The organism is Flavobacterium sp., from assembly GCF_027484945.1.
Classification (GTDB): domain Bacteria; phylum Bacteroidota; class Bacteroidia; order Flavobacteriales; family Flavobacteriaceae; genus Flavobacterium.
The window spans coordinates 1-6,790 of record NZ_JAIXRZ010000001.1 but is presented as its reverse complement, the minus strand read 5'-3'; the positions used below and the strand labels follow the sequence as shown (position 1 = coordinate 6,790).

Sequence of the window (6,790 nt, the reverse complement as noted above, 5' to 3'; positions counted from 1 at the left end):
CGGCACAACAACCCGAAGTCTATTTTGGTTTAATTGGTTATGCGCTACTGATGCTTGTCTACCAATATGTGGCATTTAAATCGTATCGTTTTTTTGTTGGTCAAGATTTTATTATGCGTTATACGGGTGCTTGGGACATTGCACAGGATATTCTTGAAACCGATAAAATTCAAGCGATTACCACTTCCCAATTGTTTTGGCATAAAGCAATCAACATTGGCTCGGTAACTTTACATACTGCAGCAGGAAATATCAGCTTTTATTTAGCTAACTTTGAAACACTAAAGGAGTATGTTAATTTATGGTTGTTTCAATTAGAAAGTCAAGACCATAACTGGATGTAATTTAAATCACCTATTATGAAACATTGGATTGAAGCCGCTCGTGTTCGTACATTACCCTTATCTGTATCCGGTATTTTAATCGGGAGTTTTTTTGCTATGTCACAATCACGTTTCAACTGGAAAATTGTGATTCTTGCATTATCCACGACCATTGGATTACAAGTGTTATCCAATTTTGCAAATGATTATGGCGATGGAGTTAAAGGAACCGATAATGAAGACCGAATCGGACCCGAAAGAGCAATACAATCGGGAGCTATTACACCTGGCGCTATGCGTTTTGCGATTTTTATTACAGCTTTTCTCACGTTGGTTTCGGCCATGCTCTTGATTTATAAAGCCTTTGGTGTCTCTAATTTCATGTACTCCATGATTTTCTTTGTGTTGGGAATTGTAGCCATTGCTTCTGCTATTCGTTACACTGTTGGAAAAAATCCCTACGGATACCGTGGCTTAGGAGATGTTTTTGTTTTTATATTTTTCGGTTGGGTTAGTACGCTCGGTATTTCTTTTATGATTTTGAAAGAATTAGATCCGGTTTTAGTGCTTCCAGCTACTGCTATTGGATTTTTAAGCGTAGCGGTTTTAAATTTAAACAATATGCGCGATGAAGCGTCCGATCGAAAGGTGGGAAAAAACACTTTAATTGTTAAATATGGTGGAGCTTGGGGTAAAAAATACCACTTTTTTTTAATCCTTTCGGCGATGGTATTGTGTGCTGTATTTGCTTATGTTTTTGATATGCGATACGATGCTAATCCCGATCATTTTAATAGCGACAATTACTTTTTTATGGTGTTTTATTTGCCTTTATTTTTTCATTTGAAACGAGTAAATGCCAATACTTCGCCCCGATTATTAGATCCCGAATTGAAAAAGGTTGCCTTGTGTACCTTTTTTATTAGTGTGGTAATGGCTTTGCAGTTAATTTTCTTTTTTTCTGATGAAACCTTGTATTTGTTAAGTTCAATATTTGAAAGTCAAACCCCTTAGTGAATATACTATGAAAATAACATTTTATGGCCATGCCTGCCTATCAATAGAAACGGGTAGTTCTATCGTATTAGTTGATCCTTTTATTACAGGAAATCCGAATGCAGCGCACATCGATATTGCTTCAATTAAAGCAGATTATATTTTATTAACACATGCGCACCAAGATCATATTTTAGATGCCGAAGCTATTGCTAAAAACACAGGTGCTGTTATTGTTTCCAATTATGAAATTGCATCGCATTATGGTGCTAAGGGTTTTTCATACCATCCAATGAATCATGGCGGGAGTTGGAAATTTGATTTTGGAACCGTGCGTTTTGTAAATGCAATTCATACGAGTTCGTTTCCCGATGGCAGCTATGGTGGCCAACCCGGTGGGTTTGTCATTGAAGCCGATAGGAATATATACATAGCCGGAGATACAGCATTAACCATGGATATGCAATTAATTCCGATGCGAACTTCATTGGATTTGGCTGTGCTTCCCATTGGTAATAATTTTACCATGGATGTCGATGATGCCTTAATTGCTTCCGATTTTGTTGACTGTAATCGTGTTTTAGGCTATCATTATGATACGTTTGGTTATATTGAAATTGATCACCAAATTGCAAAACAAAAATTTGCAAAAAAAGGAAAAGAATTAGTACTTTTGAATATTCAAGAGAGTATTGAGCTGTAAAGTTCTGATATTTGCCACAATAAAGTCTTGCGAAGACGCGATATATATATGAAGATGAAAAGAAATGCAGTTTTGTGGATTACCACATTGAGCCTATTTGTTACGTATGCCCAAACTAAAAAAGGCTATTGGGATACTATGCGAACCACCACAGAAACCTTTGATCTGCGTGCTGGTGAAAAGAAAGTAATTAAAACCAATCCTTTACCTGAAGGAACTACCGAGTTGGTTTACCGAATAACGCTGCTCGATGATAATCAAAAAATGTCATCGAGTTTAGTCGCTGTACTGAAAGCAATTCCTGATCCTACAGGAATAGCACAAGGAGCAGCAGGTGCTGTTTTTTTGGCTTCCACTATAAGTGGTAAGGATAAGGCAACTTTTTCCATTTTCACTAATGAAAATGATGCCAATACCTATTTAACATCGGATCAATCAGCTAACGCATGTTACGTGCAAAACACACCGGTGAATAAAGAAGCTCGATTATTGGCTGCGGGGCAATTATGTGTTGCAGAACCTCGAACGAATTTATGGTTTGGATTTAAAAGTGACAATTGGTTAATGCAGCAAAAGGTTGTTTTTGAGGTTGTGCCTTGGATTGATAATGAAGCTAGTAGAGGCTGGACCGAAAGTGCCCGTAAGGAATTATCAAATTGGGCAAAGAAACGAGAGGTATATGCTTTTCTCGTTCAAAAAGAGGATTTTCAAGTTACGTTTGTTAAGCAAGTAATGGCAAAAACAACTTACTTTAATTATAAAAAGTTGGATGCTGCAGAACGAAACCAATTGGGCATCCTTTGTGAAAAAGAAGCGTTGCATCGCACAGGAGAACTAGAAAAACGCAGCGAACAAATTGCTTCAACTGCATTTACTCTTTTTAATAAAGGAAAAACCGAAGAAGGTATCGGTAAATTGCAAGCAGAAATTCACTCAGGTACTAAAGACGCGGTACTTTATGCTACTTTAATACAGTGTTATCTTCAATCCCGTCAGATTACTAAAGCTGCGACTTGTTTGAAAGAAACTCCCCAAAATGCCATGGAAGATTTGCGCATGAAGCTGGCCGAAGCTCATGTGTATTTGTTTACCGATAACGAATCAGAAGCTAAAGCGCTCTATAAAAAATATGCATCGCAAAATTTTCCAAATGGGAAACCATGGAAAGAACAGGTCTTGATTGATTTGAATGCATTTGAGCGTTCGGGTTTACCAACAAATCAATTTGCTAAAATAAAACGGTTGTTAGAATGATTGTAGCAAAATATGTTCGGTATGTGCTTAATTTTCATCGTCCAGCCGTGACTTCACGTGAGATTATGGAAGTTAAAGAGACATGGTATTTGTTTCTTGAGCACGATGGTAAAAAAGGAATTGGTGAATGCGGAATGCTTCGTGGTTTGAGTAGTGATGACCGTCCCGATTTTGAAGAAAAATTGCAGTGGGTTTGTGATCATATTCATATGGGTAAGGAAGAATTGTATCAATCATTAATTGAGTTTCCTTCTATTCAATTTGCTATTGAGCAAGCCTTTTTATCGCTCGAGCAAGAGCATCCTGCACTTTTGTTTCCCTCTGACTTTACAGCTGGTAAAGTAGGAATCCCAATTAATGGTTTATTATGGATGGCCAACCCAAAATCACTTGAATTGCAGTTTGAACGAAAAGTGAGTAATGAATTTCGTTGTGTAAAAATGAAAGTAGGTTCCAATAAACTTTACGAAGAGTTACGGTTATTGGAGCAATTTAGAGCACAATACGGTCCCGATGAATTGGAGATTCGATTGGATGCTAACGGCGCTTACACGGTAGAAGAAGTTCAATCAAAACTTGAAGCTTTTGCTCCCTATCATATCCATAGTATTGAACAACCAATTGCTCCAGGGCAGTGGGACGCCATGCATGAATTATGTCAATATTCACCGATTCCAATAGCGCTGGATGAAGAGTTAATTGGTGTTTTTGAAACGGATAAAAAAATAGCCTTGTTAGAAGCGATTCAACCCCAATTTATTATCTTAAAACCAAGCTTTATTGGCGGATTTCAAGGGACAGACACTTGGATACAATTAGCAAAAGAACACAACATAGGTTGGTGGATCACCTCAGCATTAGAGAGTAATGTTGGCCTGAACGCTATCGCACAGTATACGTATTTATTAGGAAACCCAATGCCTCAGGGATTAGGAACAGGAACTTTATATACCAACAATATCGTATCCCCATTAGAAGTGGCTCAAGCGCATTTGTGGTACCGTCCAGAAAAGAACTGGGATATTTTTTAAAGGTTTTGTGGATGAAAATTAATCGATAATATTCAATTCATATTTTTCTAACAACCCTTTTAATCCGAATAAACTAAATCGTGCCTTTTTTATTTTGTTTTTCTCTGGATCGATAGAATAGTCATAACTCGTGTAAAAATCTGCTTTTTCAAGATTGGTATCACTGAAAACGGTTCTTCGTAAATTACAAGCGTCAAATAATGCTCCAGAAAGATCAGTTGTCATAAAATCAACTGCAATCATACTGCAATGGATGAATTGAATATTTTTGAGCTTTAATTTATAAAATTGACTGTAGTCCAACAAACAGTCCTTAAAATGAAATTCGTAAATTACTTGATCAGTCATGGCAAAATTTACCGATGTAAGATTACAACTGGTAAACCAAACTCCGCGAAATGAGGTGTGATTTATCGGTGCTGCTTTAAAATTACAATGCAAAAAATTACACCCAACAAATGTCACATTGCGAAAGAAGCACGTTGTAAAGTCGCAATCAATAAATGTGCAATTTTCAAATTCCGTATCCTGGATGTCGGCTTGGGATAGTACTTTTCCAGTAAAATTCTGATCATAGATATAGTTATAGCTCATAGGTGAAATTTGTAGGAAAGGTACATAATATGCCTCAGAATTTTTATATTTGAGAAAACATTCCCAATGGTATTTGAATTTTGTCCCCGATGCACTTCTACACATTTACAAATGGAAAACCATTACCGCTTGGAATGTCTTCATTGTGGTTTTGTGTATTTTCACAATGTGGCAGCTGCGGTTGCCGTAGTTTTAAAATTTGAAAATAAAGTACTTTTTACCATTCGAAACAACGAACCCGACAAAGGGAAATTGGATTTGCCAGGCGGTTTTGTAGACCCCGGTGAACGAGGGGAATTGGCAGCTTGCCGTGAAATTAAAGAGGAATTGGGAATTGATCTTGATGTTTCCAACTTAAAATATATCACCAGTGCCCCAAACAATTACTTGTATAAAACGATTCTTTACAAAACATTGGATTTGTTTTTTGAATACGAACTAGACGCAGCAGCAATTCATATTGAAGCACCCGATGAAATTCAATCAATCGCTTGGATTGATCCAAAAGTAATGGATCTGGATGCAATAGGATTTAGTTCTATTCGAACTGTAATCAAAGAGCGGTATAGAAATTAGCGGATGGGTAAATTGGATGATTAACTATTCTAAAGGAATTGAAAATATACAAAATTGATATTATAAAAAAAACGCTCAATTAAAATTGGCGTTTTTTATTTTTAGTATTAGTGACCTCGACAGCTCGATATTTGGAATTCATTTTTTTCAAAAATATCCTTGAAAACCATGCTGTTAGCGGCTTTTTTAGTGGTGAGCATTTTTTGTATTTGGACAAAAATGGACACATTTGGTCAGAAATGGACACAAAAATGGACACAAAAAAGGATGCATTTTTTGTTCTTGATTAACTTCAAAAAGGTAAAAATAATCTAAAAATTGAAGTTATGAAAACACGGTTTTATTTAAGAAAAGGAATCAAGTCAAGTATTCATTTTGAAGCGCGTTCAGGATTGTATTATAAATTTCGAATCGCACTTGGAATTACATTAACAAATGAAAAGGATTGGAATACAGCCAAGCAAAGAGTAAAAATGCCAAGCTCAACTCCAAATGCATTAACTATTAATCAGCGTTTAGCAACACTAGAAACAAAAATTAATGCAATTCTTATTGAAGAAAATGATTTTGAATGCTGTGCAGAAAAAATTCAAGCTTTATTTACGGTAACTAAACCTGTTAATTGGACTCCCAAATCAATGCTTCAAAAACAAAATGAGGATGATTTAATTTATTATTTTGAGTTTTTTTTAAAACATTACAAAACCCAACCTTCGCCGTATTCAAAAAAAGTTTTAAGTCCAGAAACCTTAAAAACCTTTGGAAATATCTTGAGTATTCTCAAGCGATTTATGAAGGCGCACCGTATAAAGTCGATTCCATTTTCAATAATTGATCGAAATTTTCATGCTAAGTTGATGGAGTATTTGATGAATCAAGGTTATTCCAAAAACTACATTGGAAGTATTATACAAAAAATCAAAACAATTTTGCAATATGCTTTTGATGAAGGGAAGCATAATAATGTAGAATTTCAACGGAGGTATTTTTCCAAAATGTCAGAAGTAGTTCATCATCCCTATTTGAATTTAATTGAATTAGAGCAAATAAATAGCTTGGTGTTTACTGACCCGCAAGAAGCACTCGCAAGGGATATCTTTTTAATTGGTTGCTTTTCGGGTTTACGTATAGGCGATTTGACACGATTTTTAAAAGATCCTGATTTTGTTATTGAAGATGGAGTTCAATTGATGCGTATTCGACAATCAAAAACAGCCTCCTATGTTTTCATACCGGTAGGTTCAAGAATCCTAAAGATTATGGAACGCCATAATGGTAAAATGCCCGAATACCTTCATCCAAACACAATTAAT

Annotated in this window: 8 protein-coding genes; 7 read left to right on the top strand and 1 reads right to left on the bottom strand. The window is 35.8% G+C overall.

The window, feature by feature from the left end:
• The 5 genes from Q0039_RS00040 to Q0039_RS00020 form a co-directional block, all read left to right on the top strand.
• A partial coding sequence (locus Q0039_RS00040; RefSeq protein WP_297507123.1) for a PH domain-containing protein occupies positions 1 to 344 on the top strand: 344 nt, incomplete at its 5' end.
• Positions 345 to 359: 15 nt separating this feature from the next.
• Positions 360 to 1,337 (top strand): 1,4-dihydroxy-2-naphthoate octaprenyltransferase, encoded by a 978-nt coding sequence (menA, locus tag Q0039_RS00035; RefSeq protein ID WP_297507120.1) that lies wholly within the window; start codon positions 360 to 362, stop codon positions 1,335 to 1,337.
• Positions 1,338 to 1,347: 10 nt separating this feature from the next.
• Positions 1,348 to 2,022 (top strand): metal-dependent hydrolase, encoded by a 675-nt coding sequence (locus Q0039_RS00030; protein ID WP_297507117.1) that lies wholly within the window; start codon positions 1,348 to 1,350, stop codon positions 2,020 to 2,022.
• 54 nt (positions 2,023 to 2,076) lie between these two features.
• Positions 2,077 to 3,276, top strand: a complete 1,200-nt coding sequence (locus Q0039_RS00025) for a hypothetical protein (protein WP_297507114.1) — start codon at positions 2,077 to 2,079, stop codon at positions 3,274 to 3,276.
• On the top strand, positions 3,273 to 4,307 hold the full coding sequence (locus Q0039_RS00020; protein ID WP_366520851.1) for an o-succinylbenzoate synthase: 1,035 nt from the start codon (positions 3,273 to 3,275) through the stop codon (positions 4,305 to 4,307). Before Q0039_RS00025 ends, Q0039_RS00020 begins: the two co-directional genes overlap by 4 nt.
• 18 nt (positions 4,308 to 4,325) lie before the next feature.
• Here Q0039_RS00020 and Q0039_RS00015 read toward each other — a convergent pair whose 3' ends face one another.
• On the bottom strand, positions 4,326 to 4,901 hold the full coding sequence (locus Q0039_RS00015) for a pentapeptide repeat-containing protein (protein ID WP_297507111.1): 576 nt from the start codon (positions 4,899 to 4,901) through the stop codon (positions 4,326 to 4,328).
• Between the two features lie 111 nt (positions 4,902 to 5,012).
• On the opposite strand from Q0039_RS00015, the gene Q0039_RS00010 reads away from it, so the two are divergent.
• Positions 5,013 to 5,477, top strand: a complete 465-nt coding sequence (locus Q0039_RS00010; RefSeq protein WP_297507108.1) for an NUDIX domain-containing protein — start codon at positions 5,013 to 5,015, stop codon at positions 5,475 to 5,477.
• A 326-nt stretch (positions 5,478 to 5,803) separates the two neighbouring features.
• Positions 5,804 to 6,790: phage integrase SAM-like domain-containing protein (locus tag Q0039_RS00005; RefSeq protein ID WP_297507104.1), on the top strand; the 987-nt coding region annotated here is incomplete at its 3' end.